This is a genomic window from Leptolyngbya sp. FACHB-541 (assembly GCF_014695875.1).
Taxonomy (GTDB): domain Bacteria; phylum Cyanobacteriota; class Cyanobacteriia; order Elainellales; family Elainellaceae; genus JAAUTN01.
This window is the reverse complement of sequence record NZ_JACJPC010000131.1, coordinates 1-19,726: the sequence shown is the minus strand read 5'-3', so window position 1 is coordinate 19,726 and position 19,726 is coordinate 1. Positions and strand designations below refer to the sequence as shown.

The 19,726-nt window shown below is 49.4% G+C and carries 22 protein-coding genes, 1 pseudogene and 3 riboswitches; of the genes and pseudogenes, 12 read left to right on the top strand and 11 right to left on the bottom strand.

The features are described 5' to 3' along the window. The first annotated feature begins 95 nt into the window (after nt 1-95). Nucleotides 96-800 carry a type 1 glutamine amidotransferase domain-containing protein gene (locus H6G00_RS28810; RefSeq protein ID WP_190799347.1) on the top strand — a complete coding sequence of 235 codons (705 nt, stop codon included), beginning with the start codon at nt 96-98 and terminating at the stop codon, nt 798-800. Nucleotides 801-872: 72 nt separating this feature from the next. Beyond that, nucleotides 873-944, top strand: a riboswitch (Glutamine riboswitch). A gap of 33 nt (nt 945-977) precedes the next feature. Next, entirely contained in the window at nt 978-1,178 is a 201-nt protein-coding gene (locus H6G00_RS35790; RefSeq protein ID WP_242042560.1) for a DUF4278 domain-containing protein, read from the top strand. A gap of 88 nt (nt 1,179-1,266) precedes the next feature. Here the strand turns inward: H6G00_RS35790 and H6G00_RS28800 are convergent, their stop codons facing one another. Together H6G00_RS28800 and H6G00_RS28795 are read right to left on the bottom strand one after the other, a co-directional pair. Further along, on the bottom strand, nt 1,267-2,562 hold the full coding sequence (locus tag H6G00_RS28800) for an MFS transporter (protein ID WP_190799345.1): 1,296 nt from the start codon (nt 2,560-2,562) through the stop codon (nt 1,267-1,269). A gap of 128 nt (nt 2,563-2,690) precedes the next feature. Further along, entirely contained in the window at nt 2,691-3,233 is a 543-nt protein-coding gene (locus H6G00_RS28795) for a Uma2 family endonuclease (protein ID WP_190799344.1), read from the bottom strand. Nucleotides 3,234-3,412: 179 nt separating this feature from the next. Here H6G00_RS28795 and prfB point away from each other — a divergent pair. From prfB to H6G00_RS28765, 6 genes are all read left to right on the top strand, one after another. Then, nucleotides 3,413-4,535 (top strand): peptide chain release factor 2 gene (gene prfB, locus H6G00_RS28790; protein WP_190799363.1). Its coding sequence is split into 2 segments (ribosomal slippage): nt 3,413-3,484 and nt 3,486-4,535, totalling 1,122 coding nucleotides; the frame shifts between segments, so codons are not numbered across the junction. Nucleotide 4,536: 1 nt separating this feature from the next. Continuing rightward, nucleotides 4,537-4,773: a DUF3285 domain-containing protein gene (locus H6G00_RS28785; RefSeq protein WP_190642461.1), complete on the top strand. Its 237-nt coding sequence runs from the start codon at nt 4,537-4,539 to the stop codon at nt 4,771-4,773. Nucleotides 4,774-4,786: 13 nt separating this feature from the next. Further along, entirely contained in the window at nt 4,787-5,326 is a 540-nt protein-coding gene (gene ybeY, locus H6G00_RS28780) for an rRNA maturation RNase YbeY (RefSeq protein WP_347277683.1), read from the top strand. Nucleotides 5,327-5,497: 171 nt separating this feature from the next. Next, nucleotides 5,498-5,956, top strand: coding sequence for a diacylglycerol kinase family protein (locus H6G00_RS28775; RefSeq protein ID WP_190642460.1), 459 nt, complete (start codon nt 5,498-5,500; stop codon nt 5,954-5,956). 281 nt (nt 5,957-6,237) lie between these two features. After that, entirely contained in the window at nt 6,238-6,831 is a 594-nt protein-coding gene (locus H6G00_RS28770; protein ID WP_190642459.1) for an aminodeoxychorismate/anthranilate synthase component II, read from the top strand. Nucleotides 6,832-6,994: 163 nt separating this feature from the next. Then, entirely contained in the window at nt 6,995-8,875 is a 1,881-nt protein-coding gene (locus H6G00_RS28765) for a polysaccharide deacetylase family protein (RefSeq protein WP_242042559.1), read from the top strand. A 125-nt stretch (nt 8,876-9,000) separates the two neighbouring features. Here the strand turns inward: H6G00_RS28765 and H6G00_RS28760 are convergent, their stop codons facing one another. The 7 genes from H6G00_RS28760 to H6G00_RS36325 form a co-directional block, all read right to left on the bottom strand. Continuing rightward, nucleotides 9,001-10,203, bottom strand: a complete 1,203-nt coding sequence (locus H6G00_RS28760) for an aspartate aminotransferase (protein ID WP_190799343.1) — start codon at nt 10,201-10,203, stop codon at nt 9,001-9,003. Continuing rightward, a complete protein-coding gene (locus tag H6G00_RS28755; protein WP_190799342.1) occupies nt 10,200-11,417 on the bottom strand; it encodes an iron-containing alcohol dehydrogenase family protein in 1,218 nt (405 codons plus the stop codon). Before H6G00_RS28755 ends, H6G00_RS28760 begins: the two co-directional genes overlap by 4 nt. Before the next feature lie 179 nt (nt 11,418-11,596). Beyond that, on the bottom strand, nt 11,597-12,151 hold the full coding sequence (locus H6G00_RS28750; protein WP_190799341.1) for a Ycf51 family protein: 555 nt from the start codon (nt 12,149-12,151) through the stop codon (nt 11,597-11,599). An 88-nt stretch (nt 12,152-12,239) separates the two neighbouring features. Continuing rightward, nucleotides 12,240-12,710, bottom strand: a complete 471-nt coding sequence (sufU, locus tag H6G00_RS28745) for a Fe-S cluster assembly sulfur transfer protein SufU (RefSeq protein ID WP_190642455.1) — start codon at nt 12,708-12,710, stop codon at nt 12,240-12,242. A 65-nt stretch (nt 12,711-12,775) separates the two neighbouring features. Continuing rightward, nucleotides 12,776-13,405, bottom strand: a complete 630-nt coding sequence (locus H6G00_RS28740; protein ID WP_190799340.1) for a YkgJ family cysteine cluster protein — start codon at nt 13,403-13,405, stop codon at nt 12,776-12,778. 28 nt (nt 13,406-13,433) lie between these two features. Continuing rightward, entirely contained in the window at nt 13,434-14,072 is a 639-nt protein-coding gene (locus H6G00_RS28735; protein WP_347278238.1) for a universal stress protein, read from the bottom strand. A 212-nt stretch (nt 14,073-14,284) separates the two neighbouring features. Further along, nucleotides 14,285-14,426: riboswitch (cyclic di-AMP (ydaO/yuaA leader) on the bottom strand. A gap of 313 nt (nt 14,427-14,739) precedes the next feature. Beyond that, nucleotides 14,740-14,895: riboswitch (cyclic di-AMP (ydaO/yuaA leader) on the top strand. Between the two features lie 181 nt (nt 14,896-15,076). Next, a complete protein-coding gene (locus H6G00_RS36325) occupies nt 15,077-15,202 on the bottom strand; it encodes a hypothetical protein (RefSeq protein WP_277881995.1) in 126 nt (41 codons plus the stop codon). A 61-nt stretch (nt 15,203-15,263) separates the two neighbouring features. Between H6G00_RS36325 and H6G00_RS28730 the strand changes: the two genes are divergently transcribed. Continuing rightward, complete coding sequence (locus H6G00_RS28730) at nt 15,264-16,043, top strand: photosystem II S4 domain protein (RefSeq protein WP_190799339.1); 780 nt, start codon at nt 15,264-15,266, stop codon at nt 16,041-16,043. Nucleotides 16,044-16,112: 69 nt separating this feature from the next. On the opposite strand, the gene prmA is transcribed toward H6G00_RS28730, so the two are convergent. After that, nucleotides 16,113-17,000 carry a 50S ribosomal protein L11 methyltransferase gene (gene prmA, locus H6G00_RS28725; RefSeq protein WP_190799338.1) on the bottom strand — a complete coding sequence of 296 codons (888 nt, stop codon included), beginning with the start codon at nt 16,998-17,000 and terminating at the stop codon, nt 16,113-16,115. Between the two features lie 735 nt (nt 17,001-17,735). Between prmA and H6G00_RS28720 the strand changes: the two genes are divergently transcribed. The 3 genes from H6G00_RS28720 to H6G00_RS28715 all read left to right on the top strand — a co-directional run bounded on the left by H6G00_RS28720 (nt 17,736) and on the right by H6G00_RS28715 (nt 19,432). Then, entirely contained in the window at nt 17,736-17,984 is a 249-nt protein-coding gene (locus H6G00_RS28720; RefSeq protein WP_190799337.1) for a hypothetical protein, read from the top strand. A 34-nt stretch (nt 17,985-18,018) separates the two neighbouring features. Then, on the top strand, nt 18,019-18,144 hold the full coding sequence (locus tag H6G00_RS36320) for a hypothetical protein (RefSeq protein WP_277881994.1): 126 nt from the start codon (nt 18,019-18,021) through the stop codon (nt 18,142-18,144). Nucleotides 18,145-18,553: 409 nt separating this feature from the next. Next, nucleotides 18,554-19,432 carry a hypothetical protein gene (locus H6G00_RS28715; protein ID WP_190799336.1) on the top strand — a complete coding sequence of 293 codons (879 nt, stop codon included), beginning with the start codon at nt 18,554-18,556 and terminating at the stop codon, nt 19,430-19,432. 199 nt (nt 19,433-19,631) lie between these two features. Here H6G00_RS28715 and H6G00_RS28710 read toward each other — a convergent pair. After that, nucleotides 19,632-19,726 (bottom strand): annotated as a pseudogene (locus tag H6G00_RS28710) (IS5/IS1182 family transposase); the annotation flags it as partial.

Genomic DNA, 19,726 nt, shown 5'->3' with positions numbered 1-19,726 from the left:
TGTATTTTAGATAGATAGCTTTTAGGATGGAAATTGTCAGGCAAAGAAACATTCAAAGAGTTGCTGACCATCCCTATTTCATTGGAGTCCACACCATGTCTCAGAAAGTTCTAATTGTTCTGACTAGCCACGACACCCTCGGTAACACAGGTCAAGAAACTGGGTTTTATTTACCAGAGGTTAGCCATCCCGTTGATGTATTCGATCGGGGAGGTTTGACGGTTGAGTATGTCAGCCCCAAAGGTGGAAAAGCCCCAATGACTGGCATTGATCTCAATGACCCACTCAACGCTGCATTTCTCGACAGTCCTGAAAAAATGGCGCAAGTGGAGAACACTCTGAATCCCACTCAGGTGAATCCATCAGAGTATGCTGCTATCTTCTACGCAGGTGGCCACGGAACCATGTGGGATTTCCCTGAAGATGCCAAACTCGCTCAAATTGCGACAAGCATCTATGAGCAGGGTGGTGTAGTAGGTGCGGTTTGCCACGGTCCCGCCGGACTGGTCAATATTCAACTCTCAGACGGCAGCTATTTAGTGAATGGAAAAGTTGTATCAGGCTTCACCAATGAAGAAGAAGAAGCCGTTGGTTTAACTGAAGTGGTGCCATTTCTATTAGAAGAAAAGCTAACCGAGCGGGGTGCAACAGTTGAGAAAGCACCAAATTTCCAAGCAAAAACGGTAGTCAGTGGTCGCCTCGTAACAGGGCAAAATCCAGCTTCAGCAGCAGGAGTAGCTGAAGCGATAGTTACCCTTTTGCAGCAGTCTTCTCAGCCAGTAGCTTCCACTTCTGCATAAGCGAACTCCAGTAGATCACCCGGTTGGAGGATGAATAAGATGGACAGCTCCGATACATTAATAAGTATAGAAATCGTTCATCTTCAAATCACTTCATTCGAGTTTGAAGACGGAAGTAAGGGTTTACTCCTGAAGGAACGCGCCTCCACCCACCGCTACACAAAAGAGGCGAAACATATGCAACTAGTTTATCGTGGCGTTCGTTACAACACAGCTTCTACACACGTTGATGTCGTTGATGTACCTGTCACTGGACAATATAGAGGTTCAGTCATCAAGTTTCATTATCCGGCAAAACTACCTGCTGTTAAGCAAATACTGCATCTCATCTATCGCGGCGTTGCCTTTGATGAGGTGATTACAACTCCAACCGCGTAAAACAAGTTCAAGTTTGAGAAATCAAGCGATTATTGAGGGATTAATGACGTTCTGACCTAGCCATAGCGCTAGGTCTTTTTATAGTTTCCTAGGAACTGCTAGAGGGTGTAGCTTCCTGAGCAGGCTCACTGCTGGTTAACTGCGATCGCAATAGCAACAAGAACAAACCCGAAATGACAGAAGTGAGAACTAGAGCTAACCAAAAGTTGGTGCCTAACCAAACAGGATGATCCAAAGCCCATCCACCCAAGATAGGACCTACCAAATAACCGATCGCCCAGCACTGAGACTCCAGAGCAAAGTAGATACCCCGCAATGTCACAGGAGCCAATTCTCCTACCAAAGCCGATGCTGAAGGTGCATAGAGTACCTCTGCGATCGCAATGCAGGCAAAGGACAGCAAGATTAGTATCAGTGGATTGATGGTTCCTAGCCCCACCAGCCATATCAAGAAAAATCCGGCAGCCCACAACACGAGCGACCCGAACAAAATTGGGACATAAGGAACTGACCGCAGCCAGCGGGTCACCGGTAATTGCAGCACAATTTTCAGCAGGGCGTGCCAAACAAAGAAATAGCTGATGAATGCTTCAGAAAAGCCCGTCTCGGTATTGCCCCAGGGCACAAAGTTTGCCAGATACAAAGGCAGCGTGCTGCTCAGTTGAGCCGCATAGGTGGTGAAGAACACATTGGCAGCAAGATAGGTGAGCAAGCGGCGATCGCGCAACGCCTGACCCCAGCTTTGCAGCACATTGAGAGAATCTGTGTGAGGCTGGCGAGTTTCAGTGATCGTCCAGGCGACCACGCCGCCAAACACCAGGTAGGCTAATCCTTTGCAGATGAAGAGTGCTCCATAACTCCCTTCCATTGCCAGGTATTGTCCTGCTAACAATGCCCCCAATCCCAGCCCAAGATTGTCTGCCAGCCGAGTGAGGGCGATCGCTTCAGTGCGATGTTCGACTGGAGTCAGGTCGGTCGTGATAGAGAGAGTCGCAGGCCAGTAGAGGCTAATGCCTAAGCCCAGCAGCAGGTTCCCTACGACCAGCAGAGGGAAGGTACTGGCAAAGGCTAAAGAAAAGCTACCTAGTGCAGCAATGACCGCTGCAATCAGCAAAGTGCCTCGCCGCCCCAATCGCTCAGAATCAATTGCATTACCCGCCCAAAATCGCCCTAAAGTACCGGAAATACCTCCGCTTCCTAGCGCCAGTCCAACCTGGGTGGGGGAGAAGCCTAACGTGTTGACGAAATAGATGGAGGTGTAGACCAGGGTAAAGCCATGCCCAATGAACAGCAGCAGTTGACCTGCTGCCAAAAGCCAAACTTCCCGCTTTAGGTCTGGTAGCCAGTCCAACAGGGTCTTAACTGGATAAAAAGGTAGCTTCATCTATTCCACGGATACAATATCTAGCAGGATAATACCGTTCTACAAAAGGGCGATCGCATTTGAAATAATCGTGCGTCCGTAAGCAGAAATTTCACTGGTGTTTGCCTGTTTATCTGAGGAGGTTTATCTCATGACACTAACCTTTTGACAGACACTAAAACGTTCTCAAAAGCTCGTGGTGCAATTACTCCTTCACCCATAGCGAATACTTCAACATAACGACCCGCTTGAGGATTCCTGAATACAATTACCTGCTTAGTGGATAAATCTAAAACCCAGTATTCTAAAATCTCAGCCATTGCATAAATCGCAGACTTAATCTCTAAATCCTTCTTCAAACTCGTCTGAGCAACTTCTACAACCCAAAAGATATCTGGAGGAGCAGGGTGGCGATCGCGGTAAGTTGATTCTGGAAGCCGAACAATTGCAATGTCCGGTTCGGGTTCTGAGTCAGGCAAGGTAATTGGGCCATTGAAGCGAACATCCGCTTTACCTGAGAGCAATTCCTCTAAATATTTTGCGCCTCCTTTGGCTGTGGTGTAGTGAATCGGAGTTTCTGGACTCATCTCAACGATTTCGCCTGCTAACAATTCCACACGGCGGCCTTGCAAAATACCCGCTTCGACCATGCGGTGATAGTCATCAATAGACCACTTAGCTAATGTTTTCATCGCAGAATCACTTACATCTTGGCGGTGAGTCTGATCTGATTCTATAGTTCCTGGCTGAAAAGCACTTCAATTAGCCTTCGACCAGGAACTTAGGGACAAGAGACAACTTATGCGTCTGTGATAAAATAGTCTCTAAACCACACAGCGAAAGGATTTCGCTATCTCCTAGGGATCTTATGATAGAGGCTTTAGATATTAAGCGGAACGTAGAAGTGTTATCTGAGCGCCTGGGTAAAACCCAGGACTATCTTTGACGTTCCGGCTCTGACTGCAAAGATTCAGGACTTAGAGCAAGTTGCTGCCCAACCCGAATTTTGGGATGACCAGACACAGGCGCAAAAGACCCTACAGGAATTAAACGACCTTAAATCGCATCTCCAGCAGCTACAGGACTGGCAATCCGCCCTGGACGACACAAAAGCTGTTTTGGAATTGCTAGAGCTAGAGGCAGACGAAGCTTTGCTGCAAGAGGCTCAGCACAACGTGACGCACTTGAGCCAGGAGCTAGACCAGTGGGAACTCCAGCAATTGCTGGCTGGACCCTATGACCAGCGAGGCGCAGTCTTGACGATCAATGCGGGTGCAGGCGGCACCGACGCTCAAGACTGGACCGAGATGCTGCTGCGAATGTACACCCGCTGGGCTGAGAAGCATGGCTACAAGGCTCATCTGGCTGAACTGTCGGAGGGAGACGAAGCTGGGATCAAGTCTGTGACGCTGGAAGTCGAGGGGCGATATGCCTACGGCTACCTGAAGGTGGAAAAGGGAACTCACCGTCTGGTGCGGATTTCGCCCTTCAATGCCAACGACAAGCGGCAAACCAGCTTTGCAGGGGTAGAGGTGATGCCAATTATCGACAGTTCTGTACACCTGGACATTCCTGAGAAGGATCTGGAGATTACAACTTCTCGTGCGGGTGGCAAAGGTGGTCAGAACGTCAACAAGGTAGAAACGGCAGTGCGAATCGTTCACCTACCGACCGGAATTGCGGTGCGCTGTACCCAGGAGCGATCGCAGCTTCAAAATAAAGAAAAGGCAATGGCTATTCTCAAAGCCAAGCTGCTGATCATTGCTCAGGAGCAACGCGCGAAAGAGATTGCCGACATTCGTGGGGACATGGTCGAAGCCGCTTGGGGTAATCAGATTCGCAACTATGTCTTCCATCCCTACCAGATGGTGAAAGACTTGCGGACGGGCACTGAGACGGCAGCGATCGCCGATGTCATGGACGGCGACCTTGACCCATTCATCGAAGCCTGTTTGCGTCAGGAAAATCAAATGTTGCAGGAAAGTACGGTGTAATATGAGCGATTCCCCTTCCATTCCAGAATCCCAGGTTGCTTCAGCCCCAGCAGAGGCAGAAACACCCACTATGCAGCCTGCTGAAGCTGCAGCCCAGCCTACCGAACCCAAACCTAGCTACGTCAAGCTAGCCATGCGAAACATGGTTAGGAAGCGGGGAACATCCCTGTTTCACTTTGCCTTGACCACAGTGGGGTTGATAGTTGTGCTGGTAGGTTTGTCCTACCTGACTCGCTAGGAGGCTTGATTTCATCGTGAAATTAGCCAATCAACCTGTGCAGGTAGAAATCAGCATCCAGGACGTTTTTTTTGAACCTGAGCCAGCTTCAGAATCGCCGATCTCGGATGAAACTTGGCAGGACTGGTTTAGTCGCTGGCTAGAGCATTTGCAGCCAGATCTGGCAGCTACAGGCGTTTACGAACTGTGTCTGCGGCTGACCGACGATGCCGAAATTCAGTCCCTCAATGCCCAATATCGCCAGAAAGATCAGCCGACAGACGTGCTGGCGTTTGCAGCATTGGAAGTAGAAACTCCCCAGTTTGAACACCAGGCAGAAATGCCGCTGTATTTGGGAGATATTGTAATCTCGGTTGAGACGGCGCGATCGCAAGCTCAACAAGAGGGACATTCCTTGCAGCAAGAGTTAGCCTGGTTGTCAGCGCACGGGCTGCTTCACCTGCTCGGTTGGGATCATCCAGATGATGACAGCTTAAGGGACATGCTGGTTCAGCAAGAAACTTTGCTGCAATCGGTGGGGCTGAGTACTCAATATCTAGCAGAAAAATCTTGACCTAGACTGAGTAAGCTGTAACATAAGGTCACTCAGGGTCTGTTTGGAACCAATTGGCACAGGACAGTGCAGAATCTTACAGCGCAGTCTTGCATAGGGTCTAAAATTGAGCAGATCTGCTTTGATTACAGATCTGCCCTGGCCGCTCTCGTTCCCTTAATTTTTCTGCCTATGTCCCAAGAATTATCGACAGAGACACCACCTCATGCTCCTAAGCTGGTTAAGCCAAATCGCGAACTCTCTTGGCGGATTGCGTCTAGCCTGGTGGTCAGCTTTAAGTATGCTTGGGCAGGGCTAAGCTATGCGTTTCAAACGCAGCGCAATTTTCGGATTCACCTCGTCGTGGGGCTAGTGGCGATCGCCCTCAGCATCTTCCTCGATCTCAGCGCCGTTGAAATCGCCATTATTGGGCTAACGACTGGGGCTGTCCTGACGATGGAATTGCTCAATACGGCGATCGAATCTGTGGTTGACCTGACCGTCAAGCAAAACTATCACGATCTAGCCAGAATCGCCAAAGACTGCGCTGCTGGAGCTGTTCTGGTTTCTGCAATGGCATCGCTGCTGGTTGCAGGTTCTTTGTTGCTGCCGCCTCTGATAGCGTTAATTCAAACCACTTTGGCACGATAGGTAACACTGTTGTATTTAGGAGGAGTAGCAATACTCACCCTAAATACGACTAGTCTATTCTTGGTAACAGCACGTCAAGATTAGAACGTAGATTGCGCTGCGCTTCACCCAACCCACCCAACTACAGGCAGTAGCCCCGCAGGTTGGGTGGAGCAGAGCGCAACCCAACACTTTAAATTTGCTTGCAGACTCACTTCGCTACTACGGTGCTGTAAATTTCTCTAAAGCAGATATCAGCAGAAATTTTTAATCCTGTTTAAATTATTCATCATCGACTCACTATGATTCTCGTTATCGATAATTACGACAGTTTTACATACAACCTGGTGCAATACCTGGGTGAATTGGGGGCTGAGTTGCCCGTCGCAGCGGATATTCAGGTTTATCGCAACGACCAAATTAGCCTGGAGCAGATCCGGCAATTGCAGCCTGACGCGATCGTGATTTCCCCTGGTCCAGGTCGCCCCGAAGATGCCGGAATTTCTCCCACTTTAATTAAAGAATTGGGGACTGAAACCCCCATTCTAGGCGTATGTCTAGGACATCAGGGAATCGGTCAAGTGTTTGGCGGCAAGATTACCTCCGCTCCAGAACTTATGCACGGCAAAACCTCCCCTGTGCAGCACAAAGGTGTGGGGGTGTTCAAAGGGTTAGCCAATCCATTTACGGCAACTCGCTATCACAGTTTAGTGATTGATGCCCAAACCTGTCCTGATGAGTTGGAGGTGACAGCCTGGGTAGAAGACGGCACAATTATGGGCGTGCGTCACCGAGACTATCCCCACATTCAAGGCGTACAGTTTCATCCAGAGAGCATTCTTACGGATTCTGGGAAACAGTTATTGAAGAATTTTTTGCTGGAAGTTGAGAATTAGGGTGTACCTTGAAAGACCATAATTCCTATCCCGAATCTGCTGTATTCTGACGTAAGTTCTATAAAGTTTCTAATTTCTTGGGTCAGTGTCACCTACAAAACCTGAGAAAGTTGAGAAAATCGGTTAAACCTAACAACGATACCCGTAGATCTCTAAGACTCGTATGATGCCGATTGATCGGGATTCTCTGTTGCGCCGCTGCAAAACGATAAAGTTCCTGAACCGCAGCCTGATCCTTAGCCTTGCAGTCATTTTGACTCCTCTGGGGTTTTCGTCTAATGCTGCTACTCTTTCGCAGGGGGCGATTACCCCAAAGGGGGAACTGCTTCGTACTGCTCAACTCCCCAGTACAAGCCTGGATGACGAAGCCCTTGAAGATGAAACCGAACTCTTGCCTGAGCAAGCCTGTTCCCTGCAGCCTAACCGCTCTGCCCTGCAAATTAGTGACCTGACTCAAAACCTAATGCAGGCTGCAACCTGGATGGAGGAGCCAGAAAGCGGTTTGGGCGCAATCTTGCAGAGCGTTGGACCTCAGTTAGCCGCACAACTGACCCCTGCGGCTTGGCCTGAAATTCATCAGCGTGCCCGGTTAGCCAGAGTGCCGATCCTGATGTATCACGACATTCTGCCTGAAAAAGAGGTATTTTTTGATGTCACCCCAGAGGAATTTCGAGAACATCTGGAATTAATCAAAGAGAATGGGCTAACGCCTGTCAGTATGGATCAACTGGTGGCACATCTGCGAACGGGTTTGCCGTTGCCCGAAAAGCCCGTTTTGCTGACCTTTGATGACGGCTACAAGGGCCACTACGACTACGTTCTGCCGCTGCTGAGAGAATATGGCTATCCCGGCTTATTTTCCATCTATACGCACAAAGTTAGCCGAGATCATGGCAGACCCGGCTTAACCTGGGAGCAGCTAGAGGAAATGGCAGCAGACCCGCTAGTGACAATCGCCGCTCACAGCGTCATGCATCCGCCTGACTTGCGCGAACTGTCAGACGAGGAGTTGCAAAAGGAAATTGTCGAGTCTCGCCAAATTTTACAAGAACGGCTGGGCATCCCGATTCGCTATTTCACCTACCCGGAAGGCAAGTACGATGCGCGAGTTGCTGGGGAAGTTCGCAAAGCCGGATTTGAAGCGGCTTTGACCATGAACGATGAAGAAAATCTGATGGCAGGAGAGTCTACCAATCTGATGGCGATCGATCGGATCGGGCAATCGCAAATCGAAGAGGTGATTGCTGATGCATGGGGCGGACCTTCACCTAGAAGATGGGGAACCGCGTTTGACTTTGCCGCTCCCATCCAGGTGAACGAAGTGACTTACGACGACGTGCCGCTGATTCTCATTTCTGGCGGCAAGCCTGTCACCATTCATGCCGATAGCCGCTATCAAGTTGAGGAAATTATTGCCGACAGCGAAGTCGCCGCTGCTGTAGATGGAGGCTTCTTCTCACTCAAATATCTCGACTCAAACGTGATGGTCGGTCCCGTCCTGAGCCAGAGCGTAGGCGTTTTCGTTCCTGGAAACGCCAGTGAGAATCCGCTGCTAAACGGGCGACCGCTCGTGCTAATCAGTTCAACTCAGGTGCGTTTCGTTCCCTTTGACGCGGACAAACATAATACTCTGGAAGGCATTCAGGCTGAAATGGCGGATGTCACCGATGCCTTTGTGGCAGCGGCGTGGTTGGTCAAAGACGGTGAGCCTCAGCCTGCCAGTACTTTTGGTAGCCTGTTTGATTTTGATGCCAGACGACACCGAGCTTTTTGGGGAATCAGCCAGGATGGACAACCTGTAATTGGGGTGTCCACTTCTTACGTCGATTCCATCTCGCTGGGCGAAATGCTGTACCAGTCAGGGCTTCAGGATGCGGTCATGCTCGACTCTGGAGCAAGCACTTCTTTGGCTTATCGGGGCGAGTCATTAGTGGGCTATACGCCCCGCCCTGTACCTCATGTGGTTGGGTTAGTGCCACCTGAGTCTGATTCTCAAGCGAATGCGGGCTGTACGGTTGCGTCTAATACCAATTCCCAAGATTAGGTCTACAGATGGAAGGGCACCCGTTCTACGGAGTGCCCTTTCATTTAGAGGAACGTTATAAATAAAATTTCAGGGGTGGCAAGCTCAACCTACCACCCCTGAAATCAAATCTTGAATCAAATATTTTACGAAATTACAGCTTCAGGCTGATAGCGGATGTTTGCCTGGTGGAATCGCTGGAGTGCATCCTGGAGGCGATCGCACTCTGCAATCAGGCTAACTCGCACATAGCCCTCGCCACCTGCGCCGAACGCATTGCCGGGAGTCACTACAACTCCAGTTTGCTGTAGCACCGAGAGGGCAAAGTCAGTAGAGCCAACTCCCGGTGGGCAGGGCACCCAGAGATACATCGTGGCTCTGGTTTTGGGCACTGTCCAGCCCAGCTTTGCTAAACCGTCAATCAAAAAGTCGCGACGGGTGCGGTAGCGGGCCTGCACTTCATGCAGGTAAACATCTGGTAGTTGCAGCGCAGTTTCAGCAGCCGACTGGAGCGCTGCAAAAATGCCGTAGTCCAGGTTGGTTTTTAAGGTTCGCAAACCCTGGATCACATGGCGATTGCCGACGACAAAGCCGACCCGCCAACCTGCCATGTTGTAGGTTTTGGAAAGCGTGTGAAACTCTACGCCAATTTCTTTGGCACCGGGAATTTCCAGCAGACTGGTAGGGTGGAAGCCATCAAACGCCAGTTCTGCGTAGCACAGGTCGTGAACTAGCAGAATTTCGTGCTTGCGGGCAAACTTGACGATGTCCTGGAAAAATTCACGGGGAGCGGTTGCGGCGGTTGGGTTGCTGGGATAGTTAAAATACAGGATTTTCGCCTGTTCTGCTACCGAGTCTGGAATCGATCCCAGGTCAATCAGCCAATCCTGTTCTGGCTTCAGAATGATGCTGTGAATTTTGCCCCCCGCAATTAGCGGACCGCGAAAGTGAGCCGGATAGGAAGGACTGGGTACTAAAACCAGGTCGCCCGGATTGACATAGGCGATCGCCAAATGCGTCAGTCCTTCTTTAGAACCCAGCAGCGGCAACGCTTCACCATCGGGATCAAGCTCAACTCCGTAGCGGCGACCATACCAGTCGGTAATGGCGCGACGGAAGCTGGCAGTTCCCTCAAAGGGCGGATAACCGTGGTTTGCCGGATTTTGCAGAGCGGCGATCGCGGCATCCACAACGGGTTGCGGCGTAGGTCCATCCGGGTTGCCCATTCCCAGGTCAATCAAATCTAGCCCCTGCTCACGGGCACGGGCTTTCAGTTCATCCAACCGCGCAAAGACATAGGGCGGCAGAGCACTGAGGCGATCAGCGGGGGTAATCCAGTCTAAGCTCATGCCTGCACCTCGTTAGAAGAATGAGCTATATTGGACAGCGCTTGCCGAGCCGAAGTTCCATTTGGCTCTGAAATTCTGAATCCCTGACAGGGCACTGTTGTAGATACCATTGCTGCCATCAGGTGAGCGGGCGTAACCTCAAAGGGCAACCGATGAATATCAGACCCGACTGAACAGGCAACTTCTGCGGCGCGTTGCAGATTTGCCAGCGTCACCTCCGCTAAGCCTAAATCAGACAAGCTCTGAGGCAAACCAATTTCTGCATAAAACTTGAGCAACTGTTGGCGCGCCGTTGCGGCTAGCTGATTGCCCTGCACCATTTCCTCCAGGCGAAGCTGCACCAAAATGCCGTAAGCAACCTTCTCGCCGTGCAGCGTACCGTGACTTTCAAGCAAATGAGTTAGACCATTGTGAACGGCATGAGCCGCTACCGTGCGGCATTGAGCGCCACCCAATCCACCAATCACTCCAGCCAGCAGCACCGTTGCATCCACCACTTCTCGCCAAGCCGCACTGCCCGGAGCTTGGAGTGCGGCTACAGATTTTTGAAATAGAATATCGCGCAAAACACGCGCCTGCTGCACTGCCCCAATCACTAAAGTTTGGTCAGAGTGTCCGCTGCTCACCGATGCCTCGTACCATTTCGCCAGGGCATCCCCAATCCCAGCAATTAGGGTGCGGTTGGAAGCAGTCTGGAGTAGCCCATAGTCCAGCAGCAGCAGATCAGGGCAGCGAGCCAGACTGACATCATAAAGAAACGCACCCTCGGCAGAGTAGACGTTTGACAGCGCAGTCCAGGCAGCACAGGTCGCCGCAGAAGTAGGGATCGTTACAATCGGCAGATCGAGCTGGTAGGCTAGCAGCTTGGCTGCATCCAGCGCCTTGCCGCCGCCTAAACCAATAATCAAATCTGCTTCATGGTTGGTTGCTGCCTGCCGCAATGCCGCTAAGCTTGCCTCGCTGCAATCTGCTCCGTAAGAGGCTTGAGCTGCTGCTAGCCGCTGCTCTAGAACAGGTTGAAGAAAGGGCTGTACGGCGGCTAGGGTGCGATCGCCCCCCACTAAAAGCGGTCTTTTCCCAAAACGGGCGATCGCTTCTCCCGATTGGGCTAGTGCATCCTGCCCCCGGATTACCGTAGCAGGAGCCAAATTTAGCGTAAACAGCGGAGCAGAACTCGCAACATCCGAACTTTGAGACAAGGATGAATGGGTCATAAGGCAAAGCAACCATCACCATCAGCGGCGAAAGGCAAAAATTTAGTAAGAATCACTTTATACCAATTTTCATAAAGCTGTATAGAACAGTGGGGATTAGGGGTTGGGGGTAGAGGAGTTTGCTGTTATTCACTCCTAGTTCCCTCGCTCCCCTTACTCCCACTTACATCAGGAAGTCCTTACATACTGGACATACTGGCTGGCTCCACTTCAGAAGGTACTTCGGGAGGGGGAAGCTGGGCGAAGTTTTCGGGGTAGAGTTTGATTTCCATTTGCTCGTCGTCGCGAATAAAGAGCGATCGCCTAATTTGCCCTAAGTACAACGGTTGGGAAATTCCTGGCTGGGGATGTAGTACTGTCCGCGCCCGAATGGTTAGCTTGTCATCGCCTCGGCTGAGACGACCGGGAGAAAACAGATTGCTGGCTGCTTGCTGCAAAGTGGCAGTTAGTTCTGTTTCTGTAATGGTTTGAGGCACCACGATCACCACCCGATCAGCGCCAGAGTCATAAATGGTGGAGTACCGCACCGCACCTGGAATCACCGTGCGGGTAAAGGGAAATAATCCCAGCCCAAACAGCCCCACTGTCAGCACCACCAGCAAACCTGTCGCACCAACCAGCCGAAACCGGATACCCCATTTGAATAAAAAGCCGAGCAGGGCGATCGCTCCAAATACCAGGGTTGCGATCCCCGCCCATTGAGCAAATTGAAAAAAGTCAACGTTGGTTGGCATGTTTTCTGTAATTCTTGATGGCACTTCAACTTAATATCTTGAAGATTATGGAACAATGGCACCCAACCTTCAAAACAGAATTTTAATTTTACTCGTTGCTGATAAACCCAGCAGGCTGAACGTCCTTCGCTAGTTCCAAAGCTGCCTTGACTGTATGCCAAGACAGGTTGGCACACTTAATTCGCACTGGAAACTGAGCAACGCCCTGCATCACGTTAAGCTTTCGCAACTCAGAAGGAAATTCTGCCTCGCCCTTCATCATTGCCTGAAACTTTTGCACCATTTCCAGAGCTTCGGCAGTGGTTTTGCCTCGCAATGCATCAGCCATTAGATCAACCGATGCCATCGCGATCGCACAGCCTTCTCCCTCAAACTTTACGTCTTGAATCCGGTCTTCTGCGTCATTCAGTTGCAGGGTTAACTCAATCGTGTCGCCACAGGAAGGGTTGTGTCCTTTCTGGTAGCGATCGACTGGATCAGTTTTGCCCCGGTTGCGAGGCTTTTTGTAGCGCTCTAGAATGACCTGCTGATAAAGATCGCGCAGATTGTCCAATGACATAGCTATTCATCAAGAAACATACTCATCCTTCTTGATCCTAGCAGGGACGTGGAATTGAAGCAGGACTAACTGCTTCGCTGAACCGAATTGATATCCGATCGCTCAACTTGTTCCATCTGCAAACGCAGCCCAACCCACCTTAAAGCTATGGTGAGCGCTTGATTGAGCGGCATTCGCTCACCACTCAAATGGGGAGCCAGGTGAGCAATTTGCTGGGACATTGCAAAACTGGGAGCAGGTAAACCATTGGCGATCGCCTCTTGAACCGTTGCCACGACTTCTGGAATATCTGCTTTGTGGCGCATACAGGCAGCAAACCTAGGCTGACCCTCTCGATCTGCCACCGTTGCATAACCAAATAACCTGCAAATGGACGGTCGCCAGAGATAAACTTGACAGCGCCCATTTCCGGGTACGTCCAAATCAGGCTCGTAAAAGAGGCAGGCATTCGTTTCATTCACTTCAGCCGACTTCTCCAGCCATTTCGCTGCTTCACCTTGCCGAAATAGCTCCACTGCCAACGGCACCATCTCTAGAGGGGTAGCTTCTACATGAGGATTTTCGCAGCAGCGACCACAGCCCGCGGGACAGTGAAGCTGAGTAGCTGCCTGAAATGCGCCGGTCTGCTGATCAATCTGTTCGTACAGATCTATGACTTGTTTAGCAATTTCGTCTATCGCTGTTTCCTTCGCCATACTTCTTGCAATGCAGGAAGAGGTGTAGCTACAAATCTAGATTGGCGATCGCCGGAATTCCTAAAACCGCGCAGGGAAACCCTTTGGACCATTGCGAAATTAGAGGATGGCGAACAGAACGGCAACCCAAAACAAGGACATCAGCAGATTCGGCGATCGCCACCTGCTTTAACTCCTCGGCGCAATTCCCAATCCGCAAGTGAGTATTTAGTGATCCGCGCCATTCCTCAGCTAGGCACCGAGCCTGCCAAAGAATCCGGTCTGCCTGCTCAAAGGGAGTTTCAGGACGGGTCAACGTTGCGGTACTAGAACGCTCTGTCTTGGAAGCATGCAGCAATTGTCTCCCACCATTTCCTTTAGAGTTCGATCGAGTTGTTTTGGTTAGGGTTGCAACCTCATCGACTACATAAACCACATGCACCGTTACTTGCTTTTGAGTTGCTAAACGAGTTTGGTGCGCCATCCAAAAAGTCAGATCTAGAGCCGTTTGGCTGCAAGGAGAACCCGTATAGCCAACCATCAGATTAATCGACTCTTGAGCTAGCTCCTGCGACTGAAAATTAGCTGCCGCAGACACTTCTGGCTCTGGTAACAGCAGCATTTGCTCGACCAGGTTGCGTTGACCTAGCGTACCTTGCAGACGAGCTAACATCGGTTTGATTTTCACAGCTTTGACCTCTCCACGAAGTGAACTAGAAATGAGAGGTGGGTCAGGAAAGAAGGACTGTACCCATCTGGATAGACTTGATCCAAACAGAAACACCCTACTTGAGGAGACTCCAGCGACTCTAGCTGTATTAGCAAGTTTAGGAATACTCCCGGTTTTACAACCTTGTAAGCCTAAACGACCACTTCTACAGATAGCTTAGTCAAATCCTTGAGTTCTCCTTCCAAAGCCGACGGAGTTAGCTGACGGGCTAAGACTGGAAGGTGTCTCTCTCATATTGAGATTAGCCCCGATAAACAATTGGTTCCTCCGCTTCAAACCTACCAATAGGTTTGGATTAGGCTCCCACTCAACTACTAAAACAGAACTGAAATAGAACCAAACGTGCGTGAATCTACAGAAGCATTCACCACTCATTTAGAGTACGAGATTTTTGGGCAAATGCCCATGGCAACTCATACAACGTTTGATAAATTAACATGTTTCGGGTGAGCTTCTAACTATCTTGCGGTAGATGCCTTATGGCTGAGGCGTTTGAGCCAATTAGCGATCGCCAATCTATCTCGATCTGCAATTGTCTTTTAGATTACATATTCGGGCTATTCAATACATATTCAACACATTGGGTTGACGAAGTATCTAACTAGAGGCTATCCTGTCATCAAACTGAATAGGTCAGCTTAATCCGGGTCTTGCGATTTTCTTTAACGCACTTCCTGGAACGGAGGAACCAAATTTGGGGCTTATCTCTGAGGTTAATTGAGAAGGACATCTCTCAGTCCTAGCCCGTCAGCTAACTTCGTCGGCATTGAGGGGAGATTGAAAGGTCAGCATTTTTTCACAATGCACCGATCTAATCATGATCCTGAACAGGCTTCAGCACCATTGCTGTGTCTGTTCAAACGTTTGAGCAGCGGGGTTTTTCCTGCGTCTGTCGGGCTGAGTCAGGTAGAGAACTGAGCAGTAGTCTATAAGCTGCTGCCTGACGAAGTCTGTTGCTCAAGTCAAGTTTGACCAGCGTGAGGGGCGATCGCTTTGCGGTGCGCCCCTTTTTCTTTGGAAGATGCAATTCTTAGAACAAATCGCTGTAGGGGCGAACGGCGGTTCGCCCTTACCTGTGTGTTATTCATCTAGAAAAACGCTGTAGCTGTAACAGTATTAAAATTAGAGCTTTAAGGCGATCGCTCAATTATGCTGCCTAGAGAAGAACTGCTTCAGGGAATCGAAAATCGAGACAGCGCTGCACGGGTCATTGACCAGGCAGATCAGGCTATCAAAACCTGGGAGGTGGTCTGTACCGATTTTCTTTCGCCGCCTGAGTTAGCTGAAGTGCAGCAAATGTTTGCACGGCTGACCGAGGTGCAACTGCTGGCTTGGGGAGGCTATCCGCAAGCCGAACGTCAGCGTGTGGCGATCGCTCGTCCTGAAATTCCTTTAGATCAGTCTCAGGTGGCGATCGCCGCGCTAGACATTGCCGGAAACTTTCTGTTTGACTCAGCGACTCATCGCGACTTTTTGGGTGCGCTGCTAGGCACGGGACTGGTGCGCGACAAGGTGGGCGACATCATTGTTTTGGGAGAACGGGGTGGACAGGCGATCGTCGTTCCTGAACTGGTCGAATTTCTGGAAATGAGTCTGACGCAGGTACGCTCAGTTCCCGTCAAAACACGGCAGATTGACCTGAGCGAACTGAAAATCCGGGAACCCAAAAAGAAAGAACTGACGACCGTAGAAGCTTCTTTGCGGCTAGATGCGGTTGCCTCTGCCGGGTTTGGCATGTCACGCAGCAAAATGGCTGAAATGATTAGTGGCGGAGATGTGCGGGTCAACTGGAAGGACGTTACCCAGCCCAGCCATCAGCTTAAATCGGGCGACCTGGTCGCGATTCGGGGAAAAGGGCGATTGGAAATTGGTGAAGTCGCTGTAACGAAGAAGGAACGCTATCGGGTGCAGTTGACTCGTTTTGTCTAAACTCGTTTTGTCTGAATCTAAAAAGTGTGAATGCACTTCTCATCAGATGCATTCACACACTCCATAGCGTTAAGAACGCCGTACATTCAAACAGCACCAATCCTTCCTGCGCCAGAGTGTTGCAACAATCCAGCCGCTTTGCTCCAGCGTGTCAGCGACGGGTTTTACCTGGTCAAGCAAAATGCCGCTGAAAATTCCCCAGGTGGTGGGTTTGACGATCGCTTCCATTTGCGGAATTAAATCAATGATCACTTCCGCCAAAATGTTGCAGAGAATTCCGTCTAATGGCTCAGACGTAAGCTCTGGCAGTCGCTCAATGCTGCCCTCAACCGCAACTAAACGGTGTGGCTCAATTTGATTTAGTTCGCGGTTGCTTTCGGTAGACATCACCGCCAAGGGGTCATTGTCAACCGCATAAATTTGTTTTGCACCGAGCAACAGTGCGCCAATCGAGAGAATGCCAGAGCCGCAGCCAATATCTGCAATCACGGCACTACCTGGCTCACCCAAACGCATCTCTAAAGACTCAAGGCAAAGCTGCGTAGTGGCGTGTGCCCCAGTGCCAAAGGCAACCCCCGGATCGAGCCGCAAAATCTTGCGATCGCTAGCCTCAGGATTGGGCAACCAAGCAGGATTGATCAGCAGGCGATCGCCCACCTCTTGAGGCTGCCAATGATCCTTCCAACTGCTAGACCAATCTTCCTCCTCAATCAAATGCCACTGCATTGCAGGAATCGGCAACTCGGCACACAGCGCATCCTGTCGCAACAGCAGCGACAAAGCCGCCAAATCTAGCAACTGCGCCTGCATTTGCGGCAGATAAGCCTTGATTAGGCAGGAATGCCCCTTAATCTCGCTGGAGGTACCCCGACAGCCAAACACCTCCAGCCGCCAAAACACCAAATCTTCCAAAACCGGATCACAGAGAATCTGAATTTCCCACCAGCTACTTGCCAAGGTTGCTGCCTTAAACTGAGTTACTTACCCATTGTATTTCAGCCCTGTCCTTGCACTGCTCTTAAAGCTTTTTGAGTTTAAAAACTTGATTCAAAACTCAAAAACCTAATTCTGAAGTTGAAAACCTAATTTACAGACATTTTCACTTGGATAAACCACAAACCCCTGTAAGGGCAGTTCGCGAACTGCCCCTACGCTATGGCTTACCTATTGGAGAATGGCTGTAAAACTCAAAAACCTAATTCAAAATTCGTAAACCAGGTCTAAAACTCAAAAACTTGATTTAAAACTCGCAAACCTGTTTTTGTTTACCTTTTCTAGAAAAAATACTGGTGAGGAAGGCGATCGCCCACTTCACTCCCTCAAAAACTTTATAACTTATCAACTTGACTAAATACCGTCCGCTCAGATATGCTCTCACGTTAAGGTTGTCTTTTTTACTTACGGCAACCCGGCTAAACCCAAGAATCTAGCGCCGCTCAAAGCTGTTACGAGCAGCAGTGAGCGACTAACCCCCAAACTGGTCTAAGCAGTCTGGCGGCTAATGGTGAATTTTAACACTCCCTTAGCCACCCCGACTTGTCATGTCAAAAAAGCCGTTGCTTATCCTTTAGGACATGAAAGTGAAATTAAACTCACTTTTATTTCTCCCACTGGGTTTGTGCAACGTGTGAATTAGTGCGGGGTGGCTAGGTTTTTGGGGTTTCCTCAAAAACCCTAAAGGAGTCACAACTCATGTCTCAATGTTTTTTAGAATCTCCCAACGTACCCACCGTTGAGAGAGAAGTTTCTGCACTTCAAAATCCTGAGCGCGATCGCTTACGAGTTCTCATTATCGGCTCTCGTGATGGTGTAATCGAAACAATTCACGACTTATATCATCGAGGCTTTGCTGAAGTGAGTGCATGGAGTCCCTTATTACCTGCTCCCAGTTCTGGTGAAGTGATGAGTATCTTAACTCGCGATCGAAGAAAAGGAGAGTAAGAGAAGAGAGGGGAGGGGCGATCGCACAAAGTTGATGAATATTGTTGCGCTGCGGATGAGTGCGATCGCCTCTATTGGTCAACAAGGTCAGTTACGTACTGAGGTTGTTCAGCACAAATCACATCTGACCCAATCTGATTTGAAGATATTGCAGGTGTAGGTAGGGGCGCATCGCAATGCGCCCTTACAGAGAATTGTTGTGTCGTGAAATTTGTTTAAAGGTATGAGGATATATGGAAAAATTCAGGCTATTTAGCTTAATCGACGTCTTATACAGAGAGATTCGGGCTAAGCACCTAGTTTGAGGTGTCATTCTGCCTATCCACCTCCTTGAAGGATCTTAGGCAGAAACTTTCTGTCTAAACAATAGTTATGCATTCGGGTCACAACATCGCATTGGTTGATGAAGATATCTCTATACAAGCTTTTGGCATCCGATTTATTACAAATTATTTCAATGAGAAACAGAAGTACTATACCCTAGTGTCAAAAAGCTAGAATTTGCTCATAGTTGCGCCAGTGCTAGTGTAGCTGGGTAGTTTCTCAGTAAACTCGTGATTAGGAGTTCTATGGTGCGGAAAGTTTCAGCGTCCCAGTTTCGAAGCAAGTTGCAGCAAGCTCAGCGTAAAACTCAACAAGCGATCGATAAATATAATCGAGAGGTTAAACGCTATAACCAGCAGGTCAAGCAAGCAGTTGATGAGTACAACCGAGAGGTACGTACCTATAACTCTCGTGTCCGAGCAAATCGACAGCGAATTAAACGCGAGTTAGCGAAATTGAGTGGGCAACCTACCAAGAAAACGCAGTATGTTGTGTATCGTACTTCTGTCAGTTCCTTGTATGAGGCCTATACACGCTTAGAACAGCGATCTGAGACGCAAAATTTTGACTCAAGATACAATCGAGTTCTCGATCTCTCTGAAAAGGAAACTGCGAACAGCTTAGAAGTTCTCAATTTGCTGTCTAGTTCGGAGCCTAGTTTAGAAGAAGCTAGTAGCAATCAAGATGCAATGCTGGTAGACGAACTACGCAAAATCTCTGATGATCTCGACAGTCGATGGCAAGGTGCGGTTTATGCCCTTAATCCACGTAATCCTGATGCAGCACGACATTTTTGCACAAGCGCACGCGAAATTATTAGCCAAATACTTGAGCTTAAAGCACCAGATGCAGATGTCGTTAGCTTAATGCCAAGCTGTGATAGGACAGATCAGGGAAAACCAACGCGAAGAGCCAAACTAAAATTCTTGCTAACTCGAAAAGGTATGTTAGAAGATGCCCTTGAGGAGTTCGTTGAACAAGACATGGAAAATATTGTTCAACTCTTTCGCGTGTTTAACGACGGTACTCATGGTTCTACTGGCACATTTAGTTTCCAACAACTCAATTCAATCAAAAAAAGGGTTGAGGATGGCATAATTTTCCTTGCTGAAATTGTCAGCTAGAAAGATGCATAACAACCCTAGTGCAGCGGATTAACCGAAATGACTTGTGGTGTTGCAAAGATTTCGGTAACCGTTGACTAGAAACGTTAGCCTGCAAGGTTCTCTGTTGGGATAGCAGTTAGAAGGTTATATCTTGGTGGTTTAATGCTGATTTGTTGTAGATCATGTATGGGGCAAGACTTAGGGCGTGTTTTAAAACCTAGAACCAAAAGAGAATTGCAGCAATGGTGAGCATGGCAAGATAGTTCTCCGCTCGTTTCTCATAGCGTGTTGCAATACGTCGAAACTGCTTGA